Source organism: Noviherbaspirillum sp. (genome assembly GCF_035654295.1).
In the GTDB taxonomy this organism is placed as follows: Bacteria; Pseudomonadota; Gammaproteobacteria; order Burkholderiales; family Burkholderiaceae_D; genus Noviherbaspirillum.
Map to the genome: position 1 here is coordinate 23,066 of NZ_DASRXF010000125.1, position 26,500 is coordinate 49,565.

The 26,500-nt window shown below is 63.7% G+C and carries 24 protein-coding genes; 23 read left to right on the top strand and 1 reads right to left on the bottom strand.

Annotation, left to right across the window (positions count from 1 at the left end):
• Positions 1–116: 116 nt before the first annotated feature.
• From VFF99_RS12830 to VFF99_RS12910, 17 genes are all read left to right on the top strand, one after another.
• A complete protein-coding gene (locus tag VFF99_RS12830) occupies positions 117–1,367 on the top strand; it encodes a PHB depolymerase family esterase (RefSeq protein ID WP_325018463.1) in 1,251 nt (416 codons plus the stop codon).
• Between the two features lie 428 nt (positions 1,368–1,795).
• Positions 1,796–2,224, top strand: a complete 429-nt coding sequence (gene mraZ, locus VFF99_RS12835) for a division/cell wall cluster transcriptional repressor MraZ (protein ID WP_325018464.1) — start codon at positions 1,796–1,798, stop codon at positions 2,222–2,224.
• A gap of 9 nt (positions 2,225–2,233) precedes the next feature.
• Positions 2,234–3,196, top strand: a complete 963-nt coding sequence (gene rsmH / locus VFF99_RS12840) for a 16S rRNA (cytosine(1402)-N(4))-methyltransferase RsmH (protein ID WP_325018526.1) — start codon at positions 2,234–2,236, stop codon at positions 3,194–3,196.
• Positions 3,193–3,465 (top strand): cell division protein FtsL, encoded by a 273-nt coding sequence (ftsL, locus tag VFF99_RS12845; protein WP_325018467.1) that lies wholly within the window; start codon positions 3,193–3,195, stop codon positions 3,463–3,465. Before rsmH ends, ftsL begins: the two co-directional genes overlap by 4 nt.
• Positions 3,465–5,222 carry a penicillin-binding protein 2 gene (locus VFF99_RS12850; protein ID WP_325018469.1) on the top strand — a complete coding sequence of 586 codons (1,758 nt, stop codon included), beginning with the start codon at positions 3,465–3,467 and terminating at the stop codon, positions 5,220–5,222. Before ftsL ends, VFF99_RS12850 begins: the two co-directional genes overlap by 1 nt.
• Positions 5,222–6,760: a UDP-N-acetylmuramoyl-L-alanyl-D-glutamate--2,6-diaminopimelate ligase gene (locus VFF99_RS12855; protein ID WP_325018470.1), complete on the top strand. Its 1,539-nt coding sequence runs from the start codon at positions 5,222–5,224 to the stop codon at positions 6,758–6,760. The genes VFF99_RS12850 and VFF99_RS12855 overlap by 1 nt, the downstream gene beginning before the upstream one ends.
• Entirely contained in the window at positions 6,760–8,145 is a 1,386-nt protein-coding gene (locus tag VFF99_RS12860) for a UDP-N-acetylmuramoyl-tripeptide--D-alanyl-D-alanine ligase (protein WP_325018472.1), read from the top strand. The genes VFF99_RS12855 and VFF99_RS12860 overlap by 1 nt, the downstream gene beginning before the upstream one ends.
• Position 8,146: 1 nt before the next feature.
• Positions 8,147–9,316, top strand: a complete 1,170-nt coding sequence (gene mraY, locus VFF99_RS12865; protein WP_325018474.1) for a phospho-N-acetylmuramoyl-pentapeptide-transferase — start codon at positions 8,147–8,149, stop codon at positions 9,314–9,316.
• Positions 9,317–9,538: 222 nt separating this feature from the next.
• The gene (gene murD / locus VFF99_RS12870) at positions 9,539–11,041 is read left to right on the top strand and encodes a UDP-N-acetylmuramoyl-L-alanine--D-glutamate ligase (RefSeq protein ID WP_325018528.1); all 1,503 of its coding nucleotides are present in this window, start codon (positions 9,539–9,541) and stop codon (positions 11,039–11,041) included.
• Positions 11,038–12,246, top strand: coding sequence for a putative lipid II flippase FtsW (ftsW, locus tag VFF99_RS12875; RefSeq protein ID WP_325018476.1), 1,209 nt, complete (start codon positions 11,038–11,040; stop codon positions 12,244–12,246). Before murD ends, ftsW begins: the two co-directional genes overlap by 4 nt.
• A complete protein-coding gene (gene murG, locus VFF99_RS12880; protein WP_325018478.1) occupies positions 12,243–13,313 on the top strand; it encodes an undecaprenyldiphospho-muramoylpentapeptide beta-N-acetylglucosaminyltransferase in 1,071 nt (356 codons plus the stop codon). Before ftsW ends, murG begins: the two co-directional genes overlap by 4 nt.
• A gap of 1 nt (position 13,314) precedes the next feature.
• Positions 13,315–14,700 carry a UDP-N-acetylmuramate--L-alanine ligase gene (gene murC, locus VFF99_RS12885; protein WP_325018480.1) on the top strand — a complete coding sequence of 462 codons (1,386 nt, stop codon included), beginning with the start codon at positions 13,315–13,317 and terminating at the stop codon, positions 14,698–14,700.
• A 13-nt stretch (positions 14,701–14,713) separates the two neighbouring features.
• A complete protein-coding gene (locus VFF99_RS12890) occupies positions 14,714–15,700 on the top strand; it encodes a D-alanine--D-alanine ligase (RefSeq protein WP_325018482.1) in 987 nt (328 codons plus the stop codon).
• A gap of 17 nt (positions 15,701–15,717) precedes the next feature.
• The gene (locus tag VFF99_RS12895) at positions 15,718–16,485 is read left to right on the top strand and encodes a cell division protein FtsQ/DivIB (RefSeq protein WP_325018484.1); all 768 of its coding nucleotides are present in this window, start codon (positions 15,718–15,720) and stop codon (positions 16,483–16,485) included.
• 10 nt (positions 16,486–16,495) lie between these two features.
• Positions 16,496–17,728, top strand: coding sequence for a cell division protein FtsA (gene ftsA, locus VFF99_RS12900; RefSeq protein ID WP_325018485.1), 1,233 nt, complete (start codon positions 16,496–16,498; stop codon positions 17,726–17,728).
• A 111-nt stretch (positions 17,729–17,839) separates the two neighbouring features.
• On the top strand, positions 17,840–19,024 hold the full coding sequence (gene ftsZ, locus VFF99_RS12905; protein ID WP_325018488.1) for a cell division protein FtsZ: 1,185 nt from the start codon (positions 17,840–17,842) through the stop codon (positions 19,022–19,024).
• 115 nt (positions 19,025–19,139) lie between these two features.
• Positions 19,140–19,646 (top strand): peroxiredoxin, encoded by a 507-nt coding sequence (locus VFF99_RS12910; protein ID WP_325018490.1) that lies wholly within the window; start codon positions 19,140–19,142, stop codon positions 19,644–19,646.
• A 125-nt stretch (positions 19,647–19,771) separates the two neighbouring features.
• Here VFF99_RS12910 and VFF99_RS12915 read toward each other — a convergent pair whose 3' ends face one another.
• Positions 19,772–20,533 (bottom strand): DeoR/GlpR family DNA-binding transcription regulator, encoded by a 762-nt coding sequence (locus VFF99_RS12915; protein ID WP_325018492.1) that lies wholly within the window; start codon positions 20,531–20,533, stop codon positions 19,772–19,774.
• A gap of 158 nt (positions 20,534–20,691) precedes the next feature.
• On the opposite strand from VFF99_RS12915, the gene glpD reads away from it, so the two are divergent.
• The 6 genes from glpD to VFF99_RS12945 are packed head-to-tail and all read left to right on the top strand — an operon-like array spanning position 20,692 to position 26,437.
• Positions 20,692–22,242, top strand: a complete 1,551-nt coding sequence (gene glpD, locus VFF99_RS12920; protein WP_325018493.1) for a glycerol-3-phosphate dehydrogenase — start codon at positions 20,692–20,694, stop codon at positions 22,240–22,242.
• Between the two features lie 46 nt (positions 22,243–22,288).
• Positions 22,289–23,389: an ABC transporter ATP-binding protein gene (locus tag VFF99_RS12925; protein WP_325018495.1), complete on the top strand. Its 1,101-nt coding sequence runs from the start codon at positions 22,289–22,291 to the stop codon at positions 23,387–23,389.
• A 2-nt stretch (positions 23,390–23,391) separates the two neighbouring features.
• On the top strand, positions 23,392–24,477 hold the full coding sequence (locus tag VFF99_RS12930) for an ABC transporter ATP-binding protein (RefSeq protein ID WP_325018497.1): 1,086 nt from the start codon (positions 23,392–23,394) through the stop codon (positions 24,475–24,477).
• A gap of 1 nt (position 24,478) precedes the next feature.
• The gene (locus VFF99_RS12935) at positions 24,479–25,348 is read left to right on the top strand and encodes a sugar ABC transporter permease (protein WP_325018499.1); all 870 of its coding nucleotides are present in this window, start codon (positions 24,479–24,481) and stop codon (positions 25,346–25,348) included.
• Complete coding sequence (locus tag VFF99_RS12940) at positions 25,345–26,151, top strand: carbohydrate ABC transporter permease (protein WP_325018501.1); 807 nt, start codon at positions 25,345–25,347, stop codon at positions 26,149–26,151. The genes VFF99_RS12935 and VFF99_RS12940 overlap by 4 nt, the downstream gene beginning before the upstream one ends.
• 1 nt (position 26,152) lies before the next feature.
• Positions 26,153–26,437: a DUF2160 domain-containing protein gene (locus VFF99_RS12945; RefSeq protein WP_325018502.1), complete on the top strand. Its 285-nt coding sequence runs from the start codon at positions 26,153–26,155 to the stop codon at positions 26,435–26,437.
• Positions 26,438–26,500: the final 63 nt, after the last annotated feature.

The following is a 26,500-nucleotide window of genomic DNA, read 5'->3' on the forward strand; positions in this document are numbered from 1 at the left end:
CGGCCGCCAAGCAGTATCAAAGCGCATCCCGGATCGCCGACCCGCTTCCGAACCTCCCTCCCACGACCAGCAGGCTTTCCTTCGCAGGCCATATAACTTCAATAACGAATAACTGCATGCGTACCTGGCTGGCCGCGCTGTCGTCGCTTTGCATCGCCGTGTTGTCCCCCTCGTCGCACGCGGCGCCTGTCGCTCTGCAAAACTACAATGCCGATCTCACGGAGACTTCCGTCTCCGGCCTGTCTTCGGGCGGCTTCATGGCGGTCCAGTTCGCCGTCGCCTTTTCCGCGCTGGTGAAGGGGGCGGGCATCGTCGCCGGCGGGCCTTACTATTGCGCGCAGGGTGATGCCGACATCGCGACCCGCAAGTGCAGTTGTACCGGCCTGCCTGTGATCTCGCGCTGCGAGGTCGCCCCGGGTTCCACGAATGTCGAGCAGCTGGTCGAGATCACTAATCAGCGCGCGCGCAACGGCGCCGTCGACCCGACCGCGAACATGGGCCGGCAGCGCATCTGGATGTTCTCCGGGACGCTCGACACCGTCGTGCCGCAGCCGGTGATGAACGACTTGTACACGTACTACCGCCACTACATCGGCGACGACAATATCCGCTTCCGCAAGGATGTCGCGGCCGAGCACACGATGCCGACCGACGGCGCCGGGAACGCTTGCGCAGAGCTGGGCAAGCCCTACATCGGGAACTGCGGTGTGGACGCGGCGGGCGAGATGCTGAAATGGATCTACGGCGACGGCCTGCGTCCGAAGAATACCAATGGCCTGGGCGGACGGCTGGTGGAATTCGACCAGTCCGAATTCTTCGACGACCGCTCGCCTGCGCGGCATGGCATGGCCGATCGCGGCTACGCCTACATTCCCGCCAACTGCGACAAGAACATCAATGGTTCCTGCCGCGTGCACGTGGCCTTCCACGGCTGCCGCCAGAACGCCGAAGAGGTGGATGACAAATTCATCCGGCAAGCGGGATACAACCAGTGGGCCGATACCAACAACATCATCGTGCTCTATCCGCAGACCACGTCGAACTTCATGCGCAACCCGAAGGCGTGCTGGAACTGGTTCGACTTCAACCGCGAGGATCCCGACTACGCCAGCAAGAACGGCCGGCAGATCCAGGCGGTGCGCGCCATGCTCGATCGCGTCGCCGGCGCGACCCTGCCGCCGGACCCGGCGCCGCGCTGCTTCACGGCGACCAATGCCGAACACGTCTTTGCCGGCCGCGCGCACGACTGGTTCTTCCTCGCGATGGCCAACGGCTCCAACAAGCTCATCGGCCTGAACAATTTCTTTTCTGTCACGACGCTCAAGCAGGTCGGGCCGAACCACTACGTCGTCGGCAAGTGCCTCTGATGCGCCGCTAACAGGCGCAACTTTTATTCCGTCCGGCAATCAAAAGAGCGCCTTGCCGGCGCGATCTGTTACTTCCCCGCCACCTTTTTCGCCGCTTTCCCAGCATCCATGCGGCTTTGCGCCGCGTCCGTCAGCACGCACCAAACACATGTGTAAAGCTGAGATGTCACATTCAGTGTCATCTATAAGTGCTTCATTTTTTTGAAGATTCACTCAACGGGTTGCTTGAATGAAACGCGCTAAGTCATTGACTTCATTGATAAAAATCGCATTTTGGAACCCGAATATTACTTGACCGCAAATAAAGCATCCTCTAAAGTGGGCAGCAGTGTGAAAAAGTGTATTTTTGTGGGGCGTTTTTCTGAAAATGCCCGCAGGACACCGATCACCGCCAAGTTCAAACAACGACAATCACGAGGGCAATCAGGGTGTTTCAAGGCGCGTCAGCGTTGAATCTCGATGCGAAAGGGCGGATGACGATCCCGTCCAAGCATCGCGACGCCTTGTCGCTTCAGTGCGAGGGACGCATCACGCTCACCCGTCACCCCCACGGTTGCCTGCTGCTCTTTCCGCGCCCGGTGTGGGAAAACCACCGCGAGCAGATCGCCGCCTGGCCGATGTCTGCGCGTGCCTGGCAGCGCGTCTTCCTCGGCAATGCCTCCGATGTCGAAATGGATACCGCCGGCCGCATCCTGATTGCGCCGGAACTGCGTTCGGCCGTCGGCATGACGCGTGACGTCATGTTGCTCGGCATGGGTAGTCATTTCGAGATCTGGGACGCTGAAAAGCTCGCCCAGGACGAGGCGCAGGCCGTGGCCAACGGCATGCCCGATGTACTGAGTAATTTTTCCTTCTGACGGCCCGTGATGATTGATCAAACGGTGCCCGGATTGCAGCACCGCACGGTGTTGCTGGAAGAAGCGGTCGATTCGCTGCAGATCGACGGCGATCGCGCCAATGGCGTGTACGTCGATGGCACCTTCGGCCGCGGCGGCCACAGCCGCCGGATCCTTGAGCGTCTCGGCCCCAGCGGCCGCCTGATCGCTTTCGACAAGGATCCGCAGGCGATTGCAGCCGCGCAGGCGGTTTCGGACAAGCGGTTCGAGATCGTGCATGACAGTTTTGCGACGATGGGGCAGGCGCTCACTTCGCGCGGTGTCATGCAGGTGGATGGAATTTTGCTGGACCTCGGAATCTCGTCGCCGCAAGTGGATGAAGCGGCGCGCGGTTTCAGTTTTCGACTGGACGGTCCGCTCGACATGCGCATGGACACCACGCGCGGGATGTCGGCGGCAGAGTGGCTCGCAACCGAGTCAGAACAGACGATAGGAAAGGTGATCAAAGATTATGGGGAAGAACGGTTTGCTTTTCAGATTGCAAAGGCGATTGTTGCTCGCCGGGCAATCCAGCCAATTTCAGGCACACGACAGCTTGCCGAGATCGTGGCACACGCCGTCAAAACCCGCGAGAAGGGTAAGGACCCGGCCACTCGGACATTTCAGGCTATCCGGATTTACATCAATCAAGAGCTTGAAGAACTTGAAGTAGGACTGAACGCCGCATTCGACAAACTGGCCCCGCGCGGGAGAATGGCTGTGATCAGCTTTCATTCATTGGAAGATCGCATCGTCAAGCGGTTCCTGGCCTCCAAGGCCAAGGTGCCGCAGCCCGACCGCCGCCTTCCGATCCGCGCCGCCGACCTCCCGCAGCCCGAACTCAAGCTGCTGGCCAAGATGAAGCCCTCCGATGCCGAAGTCGCCGCCAACCCGCGCGCGCGTTCGGCCATCATGCGCGTCGCCGAGCGGATTCCCGCGGGAGGCGCGGCATGAGCGGCAAGGTCAACGTACTCCTCACCGCGGCGCTGGTCATCTGCGCCCTTCTCGTCGTGAATTCGCAATACCAGTCCCGGCGCCTCTTCATCGAGCTCGAGCGCGCGCAGGCCGCCGCCAAGCAGCTCGAGATCGAATGGGCGCAGCTGCAGCTCGACCAGTCCACGCTGGCCAAGCACGCACGCATCGAAGCCAACGCCCGGCGCGACCTCGGCATGGTCCCCGTCACCCCTGACCGCACCCAGTACCTGACGCAGGGAGGCCAGTGATGCGCGCCGCCTCACGCACAGCGGCCGGCAAGGGTGTCCAGTTCAGCGCCAGCCCGGTGCTCGCGCTCAAGCTGCCGGTATGGCGCTCGCGCGTCGTGCTGTTTGCGCTGTTTGCCGGCTTCGCCGCGCTCGCCGGCCGCGCGCTTTGGCTGCAGGGTATCTCCACCGAATTCCTGCAGAAGCAGGGCGCCTCGCGCTATGCCCGAACACTGGAGCTGCCCGCCACCCGCGGCAAGATCACCGACCGCAATGGCCAGGTGCTGGCATCGTCCATGCCGGTCAAGGCGGTATGGGCGATCCCGGAAGACGTGCTCGAAGCGCCCGCCGACAAGATCCGCGAGCTCGCCAGGCTGCTCGACATGAGCGAGAAGGATTTGCGCAAGAAGCTCGATTCCGACCGCACCTTCGTCTACCTGAAGCGCCAGGTCGAGCAGGATGTTACCGACAAGGTCTCCGCGCTCAACGTTCCCGGCATCGGTATGCGCCGCGAGTACAAGCGCTACTACCCGGACGGCGACGTGATGGCGCACGTGGTCGGCTTCACCAATGTCGAGGACATCGGCCAGGAAGGCATGGAGCTCGCGTTCCAGAAGACGCTGGCCGGCGTCAACGGCAGCCGCCGCGTGATCAAGGACAGGCTGGGGCGCATCGTCGAGGACATCGAATCGGTGCGCCTGCCGCACGACGGCAAGGACCTCGCGCTGTCGATCGACCGCAAGCTGCAGTACATCGCCTATTCGCACCTGAAGGAAGCGGTCGAGAAGCACAAGGCCAAGGCCGCCGCGATGGTCATCCTCGACGTGAAAACCGGCGAGGTGCTGGCTCTGGTCAACCTGCCGACCTATAACCCGAACGACCGCGCCAAGCTCACCGGCGCCCAGCTGCGCAACCGGGTGATGACGGATACCTTCGAGCCGGGTTCGACGCTCAAGCCCTTCCCGATCGCACTGGCGCTGGAAAACCGGCTCGTCACACCGTTCTCCAATATCCAGACCGCGCCGGGCAAGCTCACGATCGGCAGGGCTACCATCGGCGACGCGCACCCTCACGGCGTGCTGACGGTGCAGGGCGTGCTGCAGAAATCGTCCAACGTCGGCACCGCCAAACTGGCGCTGCAGCTGCAGCCGCAGCAGATGTGGGACATGTTCACCACGGTCGGATTCGGCCAGCAGCCGAAGCTCGGCTTCCCCGGCGCCGTTGCCGGCCGCGTGCGCCCGCACAAGTCCTGGAAGCCGATCGAGCAGGCGACCATGAGCTATGGCCACGGCATTTCGACCTCGCTGATCCAGGTCGCGCACTCGTACATGATTTTTGCGCGCGACGGCGACATCATTCCGCTGACGCTGCAGAAGGCGGGCGACCAGCCGATCGGCCAGCGCGTGATTTCCGAGAAGACCGCGCGCGAACTGCGCATCATGCTCGAGATGGCCGCCGGTCCCGAAGGCACCGCGCCGAAGGCCCAGGTGCCTGGCTACCGAGTGGCCGGCAAGACCGGCACCGCGCACAAGCTGGTGGGCGGGCAGTACGCCAACAAATATGTGTCCTCCTTCGTCGGATTCGCCCCTGTTTCGGACCCGCGCATCGTCGTGGCGGTCATGGTCGACGAGCCGTCCAACGGCTTCCACTACGGCGGACAGGTCGCCGCGCCGGTGTTCTCCGCCGTGACCGCGAGCGCACTGCGCGCCCTGAACGTTCCGCCCGACTCCACCGTGACCGACATCATCGTGCCGGCCAATCCTGTCGAGGAGAGCATGTGATGAGTGCAACGCCGACCACTGCCATGGCCGATATCCTCTCCTGGCTGCATGCCAATGCGCCCAAGGCGCAGCTGACCTCGGATTCCAGGAACATCTCGCCGGGCGATGTCTTTTTTGCCTATCCCGGCGATGCCGCCGACGGCCGCGATTACATCGAGCGCGCCGTCGAGGCCGGTGCGCGCGCAGTGGTCTACGAGGCAAAGGATTTCACCTGGGACGACAAGCTGGCGCTTCCGCACCTCGCGGTGGAAAACCTGAAGGAGCAGGCCGGCGAAATCGCGAACGCGTATTACGACCAGCCCGACGCCGCCATGTTTACCGTGGCCGTCACGGGGACGAACGGCAAGACATCCTGCACGCAGTGGCTGGGCAGGGCGCTGTCGCGCCTGGGCCAACCGACGGCAGTGGTCGGTACGCTCGGCGCGGCGCTCTATCGCAACGGGCAGCACGGCGGCTTCAACGTGACCGGCTACACCACGCCCGACGCCGTCCAGCTGCAGCGCCGGATGGCGCAGTTGCGCACCGCCGGCGCGCAGGCGCTTGCCATCGAGGCATCCTCGATCGGCCTCGACCAGGGGCGGTTGAACGGCATGCATTTCAATGTCGCGCTGTTCACCAATTTCACGCGCGACCATCTCGATTACCACGGCACGATGGACGCCTACGAGGCATCCAAGCGCGCGCTGTTCGATTGGCCCGGCCTGGAGCATGCGGTCATCAACCTCGACGACGACATGGGGCTGCGGCTGGTGGCGCACTTGCAGAAAACACGTCCGGCGGTGCAGATCACCGGCTATACCACCGTGGGCAGGAACGCGGGCAGCGTGCCTGTGCTGCGCGCGAGCGATATCCGTACCAGCCACGGCGGCACCGTGTTCCGTCTCGAAGCTCCCGGCGCATCGGCTCAGGTCAAGACGCAGCTGGTGGGGCAATTCAATGTGAGCAACGTGCTCGGCGTGACCGGTGCGCTGCTGGCGCGGGGCATCGACATCCGCGCAGCACTCGAGGCCGTGGAGGCCCTGACCCCGGTGCCCGGGCGCATGGAACAGCTCGGCGGACAGGATGCGCCGCTGATCGTCATCGACTACGCGCATACCCCGGACGCGCTCGAAAAGACCCTGTCCACCCTGCGCGAGGTGGCGCGCCAGCGCAACGGCCGCCTGTGGTGCGTGTTCGGCTGCGGCGGCGACCGCGACCCGGGCAAGCGCCCGCAGATGGGCAAGGTGGCGCAGGCGGCGGACCATATCGTGGCCACCAGCGACAACCCGCGCAGCGAAGACCCGGGCAAGATTCTTGAACAGGTCGTCGCCGGAATCGATACCGCGCGCCTCGCCAAGGATGCGCTGCATGTGATCGAAGACCGTGCCTCCGCCATCCTGTGGGCGGTGCGGCATGCCGCGAAAAGCGACGTCGTCCTCCTTGCCGGCAAGGGGCACGAGTCCTACCAGGAAATCAAAGGCAAGAAATTGCCGTTTTTGGATGCAGACCATGCCGCGCTTGCGCTGGCTGCACGGGCAACAATGAAGGGAACAAACTGATGAAATCGTCATTGGCTCAACTGCAGCCGTGGATTTCACAAGCCGCGATTGTGAACAATCCTGCGGCAGATGCAGCATTCGACGGCGTCTCGACCGACAGCCGTCAGGTAGCACCTGGCAATCTGTTCGTCGCCCTGCGCGGCGAACGTTTCGATGCGCATGATTTTCTGAATGATGTGGCGGCCAAGGGCGTAGCCGCCGTGGTCGTGGAACGCGTGCCGGACGGCCTGACTGTCCCCGCGCTGGTAGTGCCGGATACGCGCCTCGCGCTCAATGAAATCGGCGCGTACTGGCGCCGGCAGTTCAAGATCCCCGTCATCGGCGTCACCGGCAGCAACGGCAAGACGACCGTGAAGGAAATGGTCGCCTCCATCCTGGCGGCCGCTTACGGCCCCGACAACATCCTTGCCACCCGCGGCAACCTGAACAACGATATCGGCGTTCCGCTCACCGTGTTCCGGCTCGACGCCGGCTGCAAGGCGGCAGTGGTGGAACTCGGCATGAACCATCCTGGCGAAATTGCCACGATCACGGCGACCGCCCAACCCACGGTCGGCCTGGTGAACAATGCCCAACGCGAACACCAGGAATTCATGGAAAGCGTGGAAGCCGTCGCCAGGGAGAACGGCAACGTCATCCTCGGGCTGGCCGACGACGGCGTGGCGGTCTTCCCCGCCGATGATACTTACACAAGCCTGTGGCGCAGCTATGCAGGCCAGCGCAGGGTCATGAGCTTCGGTTTGTCGCCGGACGCCGACGTGACTTGCACATTCAGGGTGAACGATTTCGGCAGTGACCTGTCCATTACTGCCGGTGGGAAACAGTTCCAGGCATCACTTTCTGCCGCGGGCGTGCACAACGTCCGCAATGCACTCGCAGCGACCGCATGTGCGCTGGCGATCGGGCTCCCCCAGGAAGCGGTCATCCGCGGACTGGAGGCGTTCGCGCCGGTGAACGGCCGCCTGCAGCGCAAGACGGCAAAGAGTGGCGCCCTGGTGATCGACGATACCTACAACGCCAATCCGGATTCGGTGCGCGCCGCCATCGACGTACTGTCGCATGCCGCCGCGCCCCGCGTGCTGGTATTGGGCGACATGGGCGAAGTGGGCGACGAAGGCCCGCAGTTCCATGTCGAGGTTGGCAACTATGCACGCGACAAGGGCATCGAGCACCTGCTCACGCTGGGCCAGCTGGCACGGCATGCAAGCAGCGCGTTCGGGGCCGGCGCGACGCATTTCGAGGACATCGCAACGATCAACCAGGCAGCCGAAGCACTGGTCACCGCCGGCACGACGGCGTTGGTGAAGGGATCGCGCTTCATGAAGATGGAGCGCGTGGTCCAGCACCTCGTCAATACAACAGAACAAGGACAGGGATCTCACTGACATGCTGCTCTGGCTAGCACAATACTTCCAACAAGACCTCGGCCCGCTTCGGGTATTCAACTTCATCACTTTCCGCGCCGTCTTCGCCACGCTGACGGCGCTGGTGATCGGCCTGCTCGCCGGTCCGGCCATGATCCGCATGCTGACGCGTCTGAAGGTCGGCCAGGCAGTGCGCACCGACGGCCCGCAGACCCACCTCATCAAGACCGGCACGCCGACCATGGGCGGCGCCCTGATCCTGCTCGCCATCGGCATCTCGACCCTGCTGTGGTCTGACTGGAGCAACCGCTTCGTGTGGGTGGTGCTGGTCGTGACTCTCGGCTATGGCGCAATCGGTTGGGTCGACGACTACCGCAAGGTGGTCTACAAGAACCCGGAGGGCATGTCCTCACGCGAAAAATACTTCTGGCAGTCGCTGATCGGCATCGCCGCCGCGCTCTATCTCGCGTTCTCCGTCTCGGCGCCGACCAATACCCAGGTGCTGGAGCTGTTCATCGCCTGGGTGAAGTCCGGTTTCAACCTGGACCTGCCGCCCAAGGCCGACCTGATCGTCCCCTTCTTCAAGACCATCAGCTACCCGCTGGGCGTGTGGGGCTTCATCGCGCTGACCTACTTTGTCATCGTCGGCACCAGCAATGCGGTGAACCTCACCGACGGCCTCGACGGCCTCGCCATCATGCCGACCGTGATGGTGGGATCGGCCCTCGGCCTCATCGCCTACCTCACAGGCAGCGTGGTGTACGCGAAATACCTCTTTATTCCTCACATACCCGGCGCGGCGGAACTGCTAATCTTCTGCGGGGCCATGGCAGGAGCCGGTCTCGCGTTCTTGTGGTTCAACGCGCATCCGGCCCAGGTATTCATGGGCGACGTCGGCGCGCTGGCCCTCGGCGGTGCACTCGGAACCATCGCAGTCATCGTCCGCCAGGAGATCGTCCTGTTCATCATGGGCGGTATCTTCGTGGTCGAGACGCTGTCGGTGATGCTCCAGGTGAGCTACTTCAAGTACACGAAGAAGCGTTTCGGCGTCGGCCGGCGCATCCTGCTGATGGCGCCGCTGCACCACCACTTCGAACAGAAGGGGTGGAAGGAAACCAAGGTGGTGGTCCGCTTCTGGATCATCACGATGATGCTGGTGCTGTTCGGACTGTCGACACTGAAGCTGCGTTAAATAGGGAATTTGGGGAAACACTGCGTGGATAACAACGTGAACGAAGAGCAGGGAGACAACGCGGAAGACGTGGCCGTTGGCGACGTCGACGAGCGCGTTGCCGACGCCGCTGCCGGCGTTGACCCACTAATGGACGAGCCGGCTGCCGAAGAAGAAGCGACGGCAGCCGACGCCGTCATTGAAGAGACGCCGCCCGCACCGTCGGTGACCCTGGAAGAGAGCCTGGCCTACGAAGGCAAGCGCGTGCTCGTGCTCGGCCTGGGCGAATCCGGCCTGGCGATGGCGCGCTGGCTCGCCCGATTCGGCGTCGCCGTGCGCGTCGCCGATACGCGCACCGAGCCGGAGCGCCTGCCTGCGTTGCGCGAAGCGATTCCGGGCGCGGAGTTCATCGGCGGCGCATTCACCGCCGTCCTGCTGGACGCCATCGATTTCATCGCCGTCAGCCCCGGGCTTGCGCCCAACCGCGAGCTGGCGGAAATCATCCCGGCCGCCGCCGAAAAGAATATTCCGTTGTGGGGCGAGATCGAACTGTTCGCACAGGCGCTCGCTGCCCTGCGCGTCGCACGCGCCTACACACCGAAAGTCGTTGCCATCACCGGCACCAACGGCAAGACCACGGTCACCAGCCTGACCGGCCTGCTGTGCCGCCGTGCCGGTTTGAAGACCGTCGTGGCCGGCAATATCAGCCCGGCGGCGCTGGACGTGCTGCGCAATGCGCTCGACAACGACGAGCTGCCGCAGGCCTGGGTGCTCGAACTGTCGAGCTTCCAGCTGCATACCACGTTCAGCCTGCAGGCCGATGCCGCAACCGTGCTCAACGTCACCCAGGATCATCTCGACTGGCACGGCAGCATGGACGACTACGCCGCCGACAAGGCGCGTATCTTCGGTGCACGGACGGTTCGCCTGCTGAACCGGGATGACGTCCGCGTAATGCAGATGGCATCGCCGCTGGCCCAGTGCATCAGCTTCGGCGTCGACGAACCGTCGCAGCCGGATTGCTTCGGCCTGGTCAATGAAAACGGCATCCACTGGCTCAGCACCGCGATCGCCCTCGACGAAGGGGAAAAGCCGCGCCGCAAGAAAGACACCGCGCCCGTGCCGGTCATGGTCAAGCACCTGATGCCGGTCGACGCCCTCAAGATCCGCGGCCTGCACAATGCCGTGAACTCCCTGGCCGCGCTGGCGCTGTGCCGCGCGATCGGCCTGCCGCTGGCGCCGCTGCTGCACGCCCTGCGCGAATACCGCGGCGAGCCGCATCGCGTCGAGCTGGTGGCCAACATCGGCGGTGTCGACTACTACGATGACAGCAAGGGCACGAATGTCGGCGCGACCGTGGCCGCACTCAACGGCCTCGGCCCGGAGATCGGCAGCGCGGGCAGCACCGGCCGCCTCGTGCTGATCGCCGGCGGCGACGGCAAGCGGCAGGATTTCGCTCCGCTGGCCGAGCCGGTTGCCAAGTATGCCCGTTCAGTACTCCTGATCGGCAAGGACGCGGCTGCCATCCGCGCTGCGCTTGCGAACACCGGAGTCGAACTGACCGATTGCTCCTCGCTGGAAGAAGCCGTGCAGAAGGCGGCCGACCTCGCGCAAACGGGCGACGCCGTGCTGCTGTCGCCCGCCTGCGCCAGCCTCGACATGTTCAGGAACTACGCCCATCGCGCGCAAGTCTTCGTCGACGCCGTGCGCGAGGTGGCCCTGTCCCGCGGCGAGGTGATCGCATGAAATTTGCGCTGCCATCCTTCTCGTCTTCGTCGTCAAGCGCGCCGCTGCCCGGCGTCGTGCAGCGTTCGAAGATGATGGAGTATGACCAGCCCCTGGTGTGGGTGGTCGTGCTCCTGATGCTGTTCGGGATGGTGATGGTGTACTCCGCATCGATCGCGCTGCCGGATTCGCCGAAGTACGCGAACTACAAGAATACGCACTTCCTGGTGCGGCAGGCCGTCTACATCGGCGCCGCCCTGGTGGCCGGCCTGCTCGCCTTCCGCGTGCGCATCGAAACCTGGCAGAAGCTCGCGCCTTACCTCTTCGTTGCCACGCTGGTCCTGCTCGCCCTGGTCCTGGTTCCGGGCATCGGCAAGGGTGTCAACGGCGCACGCCGCTGGCTATCGTTCAAGGTATTCAACCTGCAGCCTTCGGAATTGATGAAGCTGTTCGTCGTGCTGTACGCCGCCGACTACACGGTGCGCAAGCAGGAAGTGATGCACAAGCTGACCAAGGGCTTCCTGCCCATGACCGCCGCCATCGGCTTCGTCGGCCTGCTGCTCCTGCTCGAACCGGACCTCGGCGCCTTCGGCGTAATCGTCTGTATCGCCATGGGCATCCTGTTCCTGGGCGGCATCAACGGCATTTGGTTCGGCGGCATCGGCGCCACGCTGGTCGGCATCTTCAGCATGGTGATCCTGCTCTCGCCCTGGCGGCGCGAGCGCATCTTCGCCTATCTCAATCCGTGGGAAGAAGAGAACGCGCTCGGCAAGGCATACCAGCTCTCGCATTCCCTGATCGCCTTCGGGCGCGGCGAACTGTTCGGCGTCGGCCTCGGCGGCAGCGTCGAGAAGCTGCACTACCTGCCGGAAGCGCACACCGACTTCCTGCTGGCGGTGATCGGAGAGGAACTCGGCTTTGCCGGCGTGCTGGTCGTCGTCGCCATGTTCTACTGGATCGTCAAGCGTTCCTTCGAAATCGGCCGCCAGGCGATCGCGATGGACCTGACCTTCGCCGGACTCGCGGCCAAGGGCATCGGCATCTGGATCGGCGTGCAGGCATTCATCAACATGGGTGTGAACCTCGGTTTGCTGCCGACCAAAGGACTGACCTTGCCGCTGATGAGTTATGGCGGCTCGGGTGTACTGATCAACTGTGTGGGGCTCGCCATTCTTCTGCGTATTGATTATGAGAATCGCGTTCTCATGAGGGGAGGCCGCATATGAAGCGCCTCCTGATCATGGCGGCCGGTACCGGCGGTCACATCTTCCCCGGCCTCGCCATCGCCCAGACGATGCAGGCGCGCGGCTGGCAGGTTTCCTGGCTCGGCACCATGCACGGCATGGAGCGCGACATCGTGCCAAAGCATAGGATCGAGATGGATTCGATCGACTTCGCCGGTGTGCGCGGCAAGGGCTTGATGCATACCGCGCGCGGCATATTGAAGATGGCCCGCGCGTTTGTCTCCTGTTTCAGCATCATCGGCCGACGCAAGCCGGACGTGGTGCTCGGCATGGGCGGCTACGTGACCGTGCCCGGCGGCATGATGGCCAAGGCGCGCGGCGTGCCGCTGGTGCTCGTCAACGCCGATGCGGCACTGCTGCTGTCGAACAAGACGCTGGCGCCGGTGGCGCAGCGCGTGCTGTTCGGCTTCCCGGCGGATTTCGGCAGCGCGGCGTCGAAGGCGCTGGTCACCGGCAATCCCGTGCGCAAGGAAATCATCGAGGTCGCCCCGCCGGCCCAGCGTTATGCGGCGCGAACCGGCCCGCTGCGCCTGCTGATCGTCGGCGGCAGCCTCGGCGCGAAAGTATTGAACGAGTGCATGCCCGCGGCGCTCGCGCGGATTCCCGCGAACATTCGCCCGGTCGTCACGCACCAGTCCGGCAAGCAGCACATCGATGTCCTGCGCAAGGCCTATGCCGATGCGCAGGTACAGGCGGAAGTCGTGGATTTCATCGACGACATGCCGCGCCGATACGCGGAAGCCGACCTCGTGATCTGCCGTGCCGGCGCGATCACCGTGTCGGAGCTGACGGCCGCCGGCGTGGCCAGCGTGCTCGTGCCGCTGGTGGCGTCGACCACTTCCCATCAGCGCGACAACGCGCAGTGGATGGCGAAGCAGAAGGCGGCAGTGCATCTGCCGCAGGGAGAATTGAAACCGGAACGGGTGGCGCAACTGCTGCAGTCGCTCACCCGCGAGGAATGCAGGACGATGGCAGAGGCGGCGCATGGTATCGGAAGACGCCAGGCGAACGAAACGATTGCGAACGTACTGGAAGAATTAGCGAAATAGAATGAAACACAAAGTCAAGAACATCCACTTCGTCGGCATCGGCGGTTCGGGCATGAGCGGCATCGCGGAGGTGCTGCTCAACCTCGGCTACACGATCTCCGGTTCCGACCTGTCCAGCAACGCTGCGACCCAGCGTCTGGCCGAGCGCGGCGCCAAGATCACCTTCGGCCACGCGGCGGAGAATATCCAGGGAGCGGATGCCATCGTCACCTCGACCGCGGTCAAGGGCGACAATCCCGAAGTGATCGCCGCGCGCGCCAAGCACATTCCGATCGTGCCGCGCGCCATCATGCTGGCCGAACTGATGCGCCTCAAGCAGGGCATCGCGATCGCCGGCACCCACGGCAAGACCACCACCACCAGCCTCGTCGCCAGCGTGCTGGCCGAGGGCGGGCTGGACCCCACCTTCGTCATCGGCGGCCGCCTCAACAGCGCCGGCGCCAATGCGAAACTCGGCGCGGGCGATTTCATCGTCGCCGAAGCCGACGAGTCGGACGCCTCCTTCCTCAACCTGTCGCCGTGCATCGAAGTCATCACCAACATCGATGCCGACCACATGGAGACCTATGACCACAGCTTCGCCAAGCTGAAGCAGGCCTTCGTCGAGTTCACGCAGCGCCTTCCGTTCTACGGCGTCGTCATGGTCTGCATCGACGACCCGAACGTGCGCGAGATCATGCCCTTCATCTCCAAGCCCATCCTCACCTACGGCTTCCACGAAGAAGCCCAGGTGCGCGCGGTCGATGCGAAGGCAGTGGACGGCCACATGGAGTTCACCGTGCTGCAGGAAGAATATCCGCCGCTGCACGTACACCTGAACCAGCCCGGCATGCACAACGTGCAGAACGCCTGCGCCGCGATTGCCATCGCGCGCGAACTGGGCGTGGACGACGCCGCGACGCAGAAAGCGCTGCGCGAGTTCAACGGCGTGGGCCGCCGCTTCACCCGTTACGGCGACATCAAGCTGCCGGCCGGCGGCAGCTTTGCGCTGGTCGACGATTACGGCCACCACCCGGTGGAAATGGCGGCGACGCTATCCGCCGCGCGCGGCGCCTATCCGGGCCGGCGCATCGTGCTGGCCTTCCAGCCGCACCGTTACACCCGTACCCGCGACCTGTTCGAGGACTTCGTGAAAGTCATGTCCTCGGTGGACGCACTGGTGCTGGCCGAGGTCTACCCGGCCGGCGAACAACCGATCGTGGCCGCCGACGGCCGCGCGCTCGCTCATGCGCTGCGCGTGCTCGGCAAGGTGGAACCGATCTTCGTGGAAGACATTGCCGATATGCCGTCGACGATCATGGACATGGCCAAGGATGGGGATGTCGTCATCACCATGGGCGCCGGTTCGATCAGCGGCGTGCCGGGAAAACTGGCTCAAACGAGCTGAAGCAGGATTCAACATGAGCAACACGGATTTGAAAAAAGAGTTTGGAAAAGTCGGCGTGCTGTACGGCGGGCGCTCCGCCGAGCGCGAGGTTTCGCTGATGTCGGGCGGCGGCGTGCTGAAGGCACTGCAGAGCAAGGGCGTCGACGCGCACGGTTTCGACCCGGCGCAGCGCAGCCTCGCCGAGCTGGCCGCGGAAAAGTTCGACCGCGTATTCATCGCGCTGCACGGCCGCTTCGGCGAAGACGGCACGCTGCAAGGCGTGCTGGAACAGCTCGGCATTCCGTACACCGGTTCCGGCGTGATGGCCTCGTCCATCGGCATGGACAAGGTGATGACCAAGCGCATCTGGCTGAACCACGGCCTGCCGACGCCGCGCTTCATCGTGCTCGACTCGGTCGAGGCGACGCCGGAAGAGCTGCGCAAGGTGCCGGACGAGCTCGGCCTGCCGGTGATGCTGAAGGCGCCGCATGAAGGCTCGACCATCGGCATCAGCAAGGTCATCGACGGCGCCGCGCTGCAGGCCGGCTTCGAGCACTGCGCGAAGTACGACGACGTGGTACTGGCCGAGGAATTCATCACCGGACGCGAGCTGACGGTGCCGGTGCTGGGCAAGGGCCGCACGGCGCGCGCGCTGCCGATTGTGGAGATCTGCGCGCCGCAGGGCAACTACGACTACGAGCACAAGTATTTCAGCGACGACACGCAGTACCTCTGCCCGGCGCCGCTGGACGAAGAACTGACCAAGCGCATCCAGTCGCTGGCGGTGCGCGCGTACAACGCCGTGGGATCGTCCGGCTGGGCGCGCGTGGACTTCATGCTGCGCGCTGCCGACAACGAGCCCTTCCTGCTGGAGATCAACACTTCTCCGGGCATGACCGGCCATTCGCTGGTGCCGATGTCGGCGAAGGCCTCCGGCGTCAGCTATGAAGACTTGTGCGTGGAAATTTTGCGTTCCGCCGACCTTGACCTGAAGCCGGGCAAGGACTGGACGCCGACGTAAGGGAAGAGCGAACGACGATGTGGCACGACGTACGCATGCTCAATGCAACCACCAACGCCCTGCTCGGCGTGCTGGTGCTGAGCCTGCTTGCGTCCGGCCTGTGGTGGGTGGCGCAGCGGCCGATGTTCACGCTCAAGACAATTCGTGTCGAGGGCGTCAGCGAAACCGCGCTGCGACACGTTAATGCATCCACGGTGCGTACCGCAGCGCTGCCGCGCATCAAGGGCAACTTCTTCACCGCGAACCTCGATACGGTTCGCGTGGCCTTCGAAGCGGTGCCCTGGGTGCGCAAGGCGTCGGTGCGGCGCGAATGGCCGAACAAGCTGATCGTGACAGTGGAAGAGCACCAGCCGCTGGGCACCTGGGGCGAGGACGGCAGGCTGCTGTCGGTGAAAGGGGATGTGTTCACCGCCAACCTCGCCGAGGCCGAGGAAGACGGCGAGCTGGCCGCGTTCGACGGACCGGAAGGCAGCGCGAAGGAAGTCGTCGCGCGCTACCGCGAGCTGCAGGACTGGTTCAAGCCGGTCAGTCTGGCGCCCGAGGCAGTGCGGCTATCCAGCCGCTACGCCTGGAGCGTCCGGCTGGACAACGGCATGACGGTCGAACTGGGGCGGGAGGCCAACAGCGCCACCCTGAAAGACCGCGTCGACAGGCTGGTGAAGATTTATCCGCAACTGGTCACGCGGTTGCAGGACAGGATTGAAAGTGTGGATATGCGTTACCCGAATGGATTGGCGTTGAAGGCAACAGGATTGAAGTTCGGTATCGAAGGCAAAAAAAAGTAAGCGAAACGACATGACAAAAGACGCGAAAAACCTGATCGTCGGCCTCGACATCGGCACCTCCAAGGTGGTTGCTGTGGTGGCCGAAGTGATGCCGAACGGCAGGCACGAGGTCATCGGGCTGGGCCAGCACGAGTCCAAGGGGCTGAAAAAGGGCGTGGTGGTCAACATCGAGGCGACGGTCGAATCGATCCAGCGCGCGCTCGAAGAAGCCGAGCTGATGGCCGACTGCAAGATCAAGAACGTCTATACCGGGATCGCAGGCAGCCATATCCGCAGCTTCAATTCCAGCGGCATGGTCGCGATCAAGGACAAGGAAGTGACGGCCACCGACGTCGCGCGCGTGATCGAGACCGCCAAGGCGGTGAACATCCCGACCGACCAGCAGCTGCTGCACACGGTCCCGCAGGAATTCATCGTCGACAGCCAGGAAGACGTGCGCGAGCCGATCGGCATGAGCGGCATCCGCCTCGAAGTGAAGGTGCATATCGTTACCGGCGCGGTCTCGGCGGTGCAGAACATCGTCAAGTGCGTGCGCCGCTGCGGCCTTGAAGTATCCGACCTGATCCTCCAGCCGATGGCATCGGCCGATGCCGTGCTGACCGCCGACGAAAAGGAACTCGGCGTGGTGCTGGTCGACATCGGCGGCGGCACGACCGATGTGGCGATCTTCACCGAAGGCGCGATCCGCCACACCGCAGTGATCCCCATCGCCGGCGACCAGATCACCAACGACATCGCGATGGCGCTGCGCACGCCGACCGCGGAAGCGGAAGAGATCAAGCTGCGTTACGGCGTCGCCAAGCAGGTGCTGGCCGATCCGGGCGAGACGCTGGAAGTGCCCGGCCTCGGCGATCGCGGCCCGCGCACCCTGTCGCGCCAGGCGCTGGCGGCGGTGATCGAACCGCGCGTCGAAGAATTGTTCGCCCTCGTGCACCAGGTGGTGCGCGAGTCGGGCTACGAAGAGGTGCTGTCGTCCGGCATCGTCATCACCGGCGGCACCGCAATGATGCCGGGGATGGTGGAGCTGGCCGAAGACATCTTCCTCAAGCCCACACGCCTCGGCGTGCCGGAGTACAGCGGGCAGCTGGCGGACGTGGTGCGCAGCCCGCGCTATTCGACTGTGTTGGGCTTGTTGCTGGAAGCGAAGAAGCAGTACCTGCGCGGCCACATCGTCACTCGCCAGGATGGTTCGGTGAAGGCGGTATGGCAGCGGATGAAAGAGTGGTTCCTGGGCAATTTCTAAGCAGTAAAAATTTTAATAATCGTGTATCAACCGCAGTTTGCAGTTGCTAGTCGCCCCATAGCGTGGTGACTATCGACTGAAAACTGCTTCATCTAAGGGAGTAAAACTGTCATGGAAATCGATATGATCGATAACGCGAATCTCGGCACCGTGATCAAGGTTGTCGGCGTGGGCGGTGCAGGGGGCAATGCAGTGCAGCACATGATCAACAAGGGCGTGGCCGGCGTGGAGTTCATCGCCGCCAATACCGATGCCCAGGCACTGCAGCAGTCCAAGGCCAACAATATCATCCAGATCGGCGACTCCGGCCTGGGCGCCGGCATGAAGCCTGACGTGGGCCGCCAGCTGGCCGAGGAATCCCGCCAGCGCATCGAAGACGCGCTGCGCGGCGCGCACATGGTATTCATCGCTGCCGGCATGGGCGGCGGCACGGGTACCGGCGCCGCACCTGTCGTCGCGGAAGTGGCCAAGCAGCTCGGCGCGCTGACCGTCGCCGTGGTGTCCAAGCCCTTCTCCTACGAGGGCGCGAAGTGCATGGAAATCGCCGAGCGCGGCCTGGAAGAACTGTCGCAGCACGTCGATTCCCTGATCGTGATCCTCAACGAGAAGCTGGAAGACATCTACGAAGACGACAGCATGATGGAATGGCTGCAGCACGCCGATGACGTGCTGAACAACGCCGTGGCCGGCATCGCCGAGATCATCAACGTCCCGGGCCACATCAACGTCGACTTCAACGACGTCAAGACCATCATGGGCGAGCAGGGCAAGGCCATGATGGGCACCGCGACCGCTTCCGGCGTCGACCGCGCACGCATCGCCGCCGAGCAGGCAGTGGCTTCCCCGCTGCTGGACGGCATCGACCTCTCCGGCGCGCGCGGCGTGCTGGTCAACGTCACTGCCAGCCGCAGCCTCAAGGGCAAGGAAATCAAGGAAGTCATGGCAACCGTGCGCGCCTTCGCCGCACCCGACGCCTCGATCGCGCAAGGCATCGCGTATGACGAGAACATGGGCGACGAGATCCGCGTCACTGTCGTGACAACCGGTCTCGGCCGCGGCTGCAAGAACGTGCAGCTGGTGCAGACCCCGGTCCTGCGCACCGGCACGCACAACGAGCCGATCATGCAGCACACCGGCATGCACCAGGGCGCAGCCCAGCCGGCGGCCTCCTTCGACGGCCTGAAGGCGCCGGCGGTATGGCGCCGCGAGTCGGCATCCGAGACCGTGCGCGCGCTCGAAAAGAACGGCATGGAAACCTACGACATCCCGGCCTTCCTGCGCAAACAGGCAGACTGATTCGGACAAGACTGCAAGAAAAGCAAGAAAAAGGCATACTGCGGTCTCGACGCCGCGCCCCGCGTGACAGCGGCGCGCGGCGTTTTTTCGCACTCAAGAAAAGAGAGGACACACCATGACCATCAAGATCGGCGACCGCCTGCCGGAAGGCACCCTGTCGGAATTCATCGAAGTCGAATCGGAAGGCTGCTCCCTGGGCCCCAACACCTTCAAGGTCAGCGACTTGACCAAGGGCAAGAAGATTGCCGTATTTGGTCTCCCCGGCGCCTACACGCCGACCTGCTCGGCCAAGCATGTGCCCGGCTACATCGCCCTCGCAGACCAGCTCAAGGCAAAGGGCGTGGACGAGATCTGGTGCATCTCGGTCAACGACGCCTTCGTCATGGGTGCATGGGGTCGCGACCAGAAGGCCACCGGCATCGTGCGCATGATGGCCGACGGCAGCGCCGAATTCACCAAGGCGCTCGGCCTGGAATTCGACCTCACGGCGCGCGGCATGGGGGTTCGCTCGCAGCGCTACTCGATGCTGGTGGAAGACGGCGTCGTCAAGCAGCTCAACATCGAGCAGCCGGGCAAGTTTGAAGTCTCCAACGCAGAAACCATGCTTGGCCAGCTTGGCTAAGTAGTCGAGGTTTCCGGTGGGTTTCGCTTCGCTCTACCCACCCTACGGTTCTTTATAGAGGACGGTAGGGTGGGTAGAGCGAAGCGAAACCCACCATGCGCTCGACGTTCATCAACTTTGCGCACCTAACCCACCACCACCACCTCCACCCGCGCCTCCCGCAACACCCTCCCCAGCGCCTCTGGTGGCCTGGCATCCGTAAACAGCATGTCAATCTGCGACACATGGGCCATGCGCACCAGCGCCTGCCGGCCGAACTTGTCGTGATCGGCGACCAGCCATACCTCGCGCGACTGCTCGATGATCGCCTGCGCAACCTTGACCTCGCGCGGGTCGTAGTCGCGCAGCGTGCCGTCCGGCTCGATGCTGGAAATGCCGATGATCCCGATGTCGACCTTGAACTGACGGATGAAGTCGATCGTCGCTTCGCCGACGATGCCGCGGTCACGCCCCCGCACCACGCCCCCGGCAAGAATCACTTCGCAATGCGGATTGTCGGAGAGGATGGAGGCCACGTTGAGGTTGTTGGTGACCACGTGCAGCGCCTGGTGGTGCATCAGTGCCCGGGCGACTTCTTCGGTGGTGGTGCCGATGTTGATCAGCAGGGAGCAGCCCGACGGCACCTGCCGCGCGACTTCGCAGGCAATGCGCCGCTTGGCGTCGCTGTTCATCCCTTGGCGCAGGCTGTAGTCGATGTTCTCGACCGAGGAGGGCAGCCCGACCCCGCCGTGGTAGCGCGCCAGCAGGTTCGCTTCTTCCATCATCTTGACGTCGCGCCGCACGGTCTGCGGCGTCACGCCCAGCTCCTGGGCCAGCTCCTCGACAGACATGGTGACGCGTTGCCGCACGGTATCCAGCAGCCGCCTTTGACGTGGATTAAGGGTCAAAGCCGTTCCCCTTCATGCTGTGCAAAGCCATCAATATAATTGAAAACGAAAACAAACGAACATAAAAGAGCGAAAAAATTGTTGCATTAGTTTCGAGTATTGTCGTATCTTAAGCGCCTGACGCACCGTACTAACACTTACTCCTTGGGCGAGAGCGGATGGAAAACGGCAAGCACACCCTCGAATGCGACCTGCTCGTTGTCGGCGGGGGCATCAATGGCGCCGGCATTGCGCGCGACGCCGCCGGACGCGGTCTGTCCGTCGTCCTGTGTGAAAAGGATGACCTTGCCTCGCACACCTCTTCGTCCTCGTCCAAGCTCATCCACGGCGGCCTGCGTTACCTGGAGTATTACGAGTTCAACCTCGTGCGCAAGGCGCTGATCGAACGCGAAGTCTTGCTGCGCTCGGCGCCGCACATCATGTGGCCGCTGCGTTTCGTGCTGCCGCACGACAAGGGTCAGCGCCCTAAATGGATGATCCGGGCCGGCCTGTTCATGTACGACGCGCTGGCAAGGCGCGAGCTGCTGCCCGGGTCGCGCGGGGTGGACCTGCGCGCGCACGCAGCAGGCAAGCCCCTGAAGCCGGAGTTCACGCGCGGATTCGTCTATTCCGACGGCTGGGTGGATGACGCGCGGCTGGTTGTCCTCAATGCCGTCGATGCGGCCGAGAAGGGCGCGCGCATCCTGACGCGGACACGCTGCACCGAAGCGAAGCGGGAAGGCGGCGCGTGGGTGGCCGAACTGCTTGATGCGCAGGGCCGGCGCAAGCTTGTTCGCGCCCGCGCGCTGGTGAACGCCGCGGGTCCGTGGACCGCGCAATTCCTGCAGACCGCCGCGCAGCGCCCGTCGGAAAAGGCACTGCGTCTGATCAAGGGCAGCCATATTGTCGTGCCGCGCCTGTTCGACCATCCCTACGCCTATATCTTCCAGCACCCCGACGGCCGCATCGTGTTCGCGATTCCGTACGAGCAGGACTTCACGCTGATTGGCACCACGGACATCGAATATCACGGCGATGCCAACAAGGTCGCCATCGACCGGGAAGAGGTCGTCTACCTGTGCGACCTCGCCAGCCGCTACTTCCGGAAGCGGATCGCGCCCGGCGATGTGGTCTGGAGCTATTCCGGTGTCCGTCCGCTGGTGGAGGACGAGGCATCGAGTGCTTCCGCCGTCACCCGCGATTACCGTCTCGAACTCGATGCGGGCGGGGCGCCGCTGGTGTCCGTCTTCGGCGGCAAGATCACCACCTTCCGCAAGCTGGCGGAAGAGGCGGTCGACATGCTGGCGCCGCTGCTGTCATCGCACCGCGGTGCATGGACGGAAGACGCCTGCCTGCCCGGCGGCGACCTGTTCGGCGCAAAGCCGTCCAATCGCTCGGTGCTGGATTACGAGAAATTCGTGCTCGAGATGCAAAAGCGCTATGCCTTCCTGCCGCCCGCCCTCGTCACGCGCTATGCACGCGCCTACGGCACGCGCATCGACAAGTTGCTGGCGGGGCGCAAACGCGAGGCGGACATGGGAGAGCAGATCGCGCCCGGCCTGTACGAAGCGGAGGCCGATTACCTGATGCGGCATGAATGGGCCGTGGATGCGGCCGACATCCTCTGGCGCCGAAGCAAACTCGGCCTGCACCTGCCGGGGGATGCACAGGACAAGCTTGATGCCTGGATCCGGACAAGAAACCGGATCGAAAAAAGCTGCAGCGCCTGAACAAACAACAAGGGCGCACAAGAAGAATTTTTAGGAGGAAGACAGCGTGCTTCTAGCATTGGAAAACGTCAGCAAGAAAGTTGGCGCGGAAGATCACATCTACCCGCTATCGATCTCGCTGGTACCGGGGACAATCAACGTATTGCTGGGAACGACCAAGGCCGGCAAGACGACCCTGATGCGCCTGATGGCCGGCCTCGACAAGCCGACCGAAGGACGCGTCGTGGCCGGCGGCCAGGACGTGACAGGGGTGTCGGTGCGCGAGCGCGATCTCGCCATGGTGTACCAGCAATTCATCAACTACCCGTCGTTCACGGTGTTCGACAACATCGCTTCCCCGTTGCGCATCAAGGGCGTGCCCGAGAGCGAGATCAAGAAGCGCGTGACCGAGATGGCCGAGCGCCTGCATATCACACCTTACCTGCAACGCTTTCCGGCCGAGCTGTCCGGCGGACAGCAGCAGCGCACGGCGATGGCGCGCGCCCTCATCAAGGAAGCCGGCCTGCTGCTGCTGGATGAACCGCTGGTCAACCTGGACTACAAGCTGCGCGAGGAACTGCGCAACGAGCTGACGGAACTGTTCTCGGAAGGGAAGACGACGGTCGTTTATGCCACGACGGAACCGCTCGAAGCCCTGCAGCTAGGCGGGCAGGTCGCGGTACTGCACGAAGGACGGCTGCTGCAGAGCGGGCCGACGCTGGATGTCTTCAATGCCCCCGGTTCCATCCAGGCGGCGCGCACCTTCAGCGATCCGCCCATCAACCTGATGCACGCCACGCTCGACGCGAACGGGATGGCGCAGCTCGGAGGCGGCCTGGTGCTGCAACTCAGTCCCGAGCAGATGCAAAAGGCGGCCGGCCACAAGGAAGTCGAACTCGGCCTGCGGGCGCACAGCCTGCGGCTCGCCGCGCGCTATCCGGACGACGTAGCGATCGAGGCCGAAGTGGAACTGGCCGAAATCAGCGGCTCCGAAACCTATGTGCATGTGCACCGCGGCCGCATCGCGCTGGTGGCGCAGCTGCCGGGCGTGCACGATCTCGCGCTCGGTTCCCGCTGCAGCCTGTACTGCAGGCCCGGCGACCTGTTCCTGTACGCACCCGACGGCAAACTCTTGTTTGCACCGACACTGACTCAGGCTGGAGTGTAAGCATGGCGCGCATTGAACTCGTTGATCTGGCTCATGCCTACCGGCCGAACCCGACGCAGCCGTCGGACTACGCGCTGCGCCCGATGAACATGCAGTGGGACGACGGCGGAGCCTATGCGCTGCTCGGCCCTTCCGGGTGCGGCAAGACGACGCTGCTCAACATCATTTCCGGCTTGCTGCGCCCCTCCCACGGCCGCGTCCTCTTCGACGGCAAGGACGTGACCGAGCTGCCGCCCGAGGCGCGCAACATCGCGCAGGTGTTCCAGTTCCCCGTCATCTACGACACGATGACCGTATTCGACAACCTCGCCTTCCCGCTGCGTAACCGCGGCTGGAAGACGGCCGACATCAACAAGCGCGTGCAGCAGGTCGCCGAGATGCTGGAACTGAGCAGCGACCTGAAGCACCGCGCCAGCGGCCTGTCCGTCGATGCCAAGCAAAAGATTTCGCTGGGCCGCGGACTGGTGCGTCCGGACGTCGCGGCGGTGCTGTTCGACGAACCGCTGACCGTGATCGATCCGCACCTGAAATGGCTGCTGCGCCGCAAGCTCAAGGAGATCCACCACGAGCTCAAGCTGTCGCTGATCTACGTCACTCATGACCAGGTGGAAGCGCTGACCTTCGCCGACAAGGTGGTGGTGATGACCCAGGGCGAAGTGGTGCAGGCGGGCACGGCGCAGGAATTGTTCGAGCAGCCGGCGCATACCTTCGTCGGCTACTTCATCGGCAATCCGGGCATGAACCTCCTGCCCTGCAAGATCAACGGCGGCGCGGTGCACATCGAGGGCAGCACGATCCCGTTGCCGCCCAAGGTGAGCGCCGCGCTGGACGGCGCCGACGGCAAGACCACGCTGGGCATCCGTCCGGAATTCGTCGAATGCGAGGTCGAACCGCAGCCGGACACGACGCCGGCGACCGTCACGTCGGTACGCAACCTCGGTACGCACTACCTCGCCGAATTCCGCGTGGGCGAGCACACCATCGCCGCCAAGCTGCGGCAGCTCAGCGCGGCCGCGGGTGACAAGGTATGGCTGCGCCTGCCGGCCGAGCGGACCCTTTACTACGTCAACGACAAGCGGGTGGCATGACATGAAAACCCATAACAACCGTGCCTGGTTCCTGATCCTTCCGGTGATCCTGTGCGTCGCCTTTTCGGCCATCCTGCCGCTGATGACCATCGTGAACTACTCGGTGCAGGACATCCTCGGCCCGACGCAGCACGTCTTCGTCGGCACGGAATGGTTCCGCATGGTGATGCGCGACAGCGAACTGCATGGCGCGCTGTACCGCCAGATGATTTTCTCGTTGTCGGTGCTGGCGATCGAAATCCCGCTCGGCATCCTGGTTGCGCTGACCATGCCCGCGCAGGGCTGGAAGGCATCGATGTCGCTGGTGCTGATCGCCTTGCCGCTGCTGATTCCCTGGAACGTGGTCGGCACCATCTGGCAGATCTTCGGCCGCGGCGACATCGGCCTGCTCGGCTATGCGGTGAACCATGCCGGCATCAGCTACAACTACACCGGCGACTCGATCGATGCCTGGGTGACCGTACTGGTGATGGACATCTGGCACTGGACGCCGCTGGTGGTGCTGCTGTGCTACGCCGGCCTGCGCGCGATTCCCGATGCCTACTACCAGGCGGCGAAGATCGACGGCGCCTCGCGCTGGGCGGTGTTCCGCTTCATCCAGCTACCCAAGCTGCGCAATGTGCTGATGATCGCCGTGCTGCTGCGCTTCATGGACAGCTTCATGATCTATACCGAACCCTTCGTGCTGACCGGCGGCGGGCCTGGCAATGCGACCACCTTCCTCTCGCAATACCTGACGCAGAAGGCAGTCGGCCAGTTCGACCTCGGGCCGGCGGCCGCATTCTCGCTGATCTACTTCCTCATCATCCTGCTGTTCTGCTTCGTGCTCTACAACTGGATGCAACGTGTCGGAACGGGAGACAAGAAATGATGAGCAAAACCCTGACGCGGCCCATCCTCGCGCTTTACCTGCTGCTGTCGCTGCTGCCGATCTACTGGATGCTCAACATGTCGCTCAAGACCAACGAGGAAATCGTTGGCGCGCTGACCATGTGGCCGAGCAACCTCACCTTCGACAACTTCAAGACGATCTTCACCGATCCGTCCTGGTATGACGGCTATATCAACTCGATCCTCTACGTCGTCATCAACATGGTCCTGTCTGTGGCGGTGGCCTTGCCGGCGGCGTATGCGTTCTCGCGCTACTCCTTCCTCGGCGACAAGCACCTGTTCTTCTGGCTGCTGACCAACCGCATGACGCCGCCGGCGGTGTTCCTGCTGCCCTTCTTCCAGCTGTACTCGACGGTCGGCCTGATGGATACCCACCTCGCGGTGGCGCTGGCGCATATGGTGTTCAACGTGCCGCTCGCGGTCTGGATCCTGGAAGGCTTCATGTCCGGCATCCCGAAGGAGATCGACGAGACGGCCTACATCGACGGCTACAGCTTCCCGAAGTTTTTCGTGAAGATCTTCCTGCCGATGATCAAGTCCGGCGTGGGTGTGACGATGTTCTTCTGCTTCATGTTCAGCTGGGTGGAGTTGCTGCTGGCGCGCACGCTCACCTCGGTCAATGCCAAACCGATCGCGGCGACGATGACGCGCACCGTCTCCGCCGCCGGCATGGACTGGGGCGTGCTGTCGGCCGCCGGCGTGCTGACCATCGTGCCGGGCGCGCTGGTGATCTGGTTCGTGCGGCACTACATCGCCAAGGGCTTTGCAATGGGGAGGGTGTGACATGGGAGAACTGCTTGGATGGATGGCATGGACGCCTCCCGTGGCCATCTTCTTTACCGTGATCGTGCTGATGCTGATCGGCATGACCATCTGGGAAATGAAATCGCCGACGCTGGAACGGCAGGGCTTCCTGCCGATCAGCACCACGCGCGGTGACCGCTTGTTCATCGGATTGCTGGCCGCTGCCTACCTGAACCTCGCGTGGGCCGGCCTGACGGAGATGCACCAGGCCATCGGCGCGGTGGTCGGCTTCCTGGTGCTGCTGATTGTGATGCGTTGGGGTTAAACCCGCGTTTCGATGCCCGGCGCAACCCTTCCCCGCGCCGGGCATTCCTGCTGGGGGAAGACA